The 362-nt window shown below is 54.4% G+C and carries 1 pseudogene; it reads left to right on the top strand.

What is annotated here, in order from left to right:
- Positions 1 to 138: pseudogene (locus tag BK660_RS31810) on the top strand (carbohydrate ABC transporter permease); the annotation flags it as partial.
- Positions 139 to 362: the final 224 nt, after the last annotated feature.

Here is a 362-nt window from a genome sequence, read left to right as displayed (position 1 = left end):
TCGTATTCAAGTCCGGAAGGCTTGTGCTGGGCCAAGTTGTCAGCGGTCTCGACCCTGGCCTGTGCGCCGATTCTGATCTTCGGCTGGATCAGCCAGAAGCAACTGGTGCGCGGCCTCTCGTTCGGCGCCGTGAAATGAACATCCCGAATCCAACCCTATCCCCTGTGGGAGCGAGCCTGCTCGCGATGAGGGCGTGTCAGTCGCCATCATTGTTGAATGACACTCCGCTATCGCGAGCAGGCTCACTCCTACAAAAACGCGTTCGATTCAACTGAATAATAAATTGCGGAGGCCCATCCTCATGGCCAACCTGAAAATCAAGAATCTGCAAAAAGGCTTCGAAGGTTTCTCCATCATCAAGG

This window comes from Pseudomonas brassicacearum, from assembly GCF_003732265.1.
GTDB lineage: Bacteria > Pseudomonadota > Gammaproteobacteria > Pseudomonadales > Pseudomonadaceae > Aquipseudomonas > Aquipseudomonas brassicacearum_D.
Note: the sequence above shows the minus strand (reverse complement) of the source record. Positions and strands in the feature narration are given on the sequence as shown.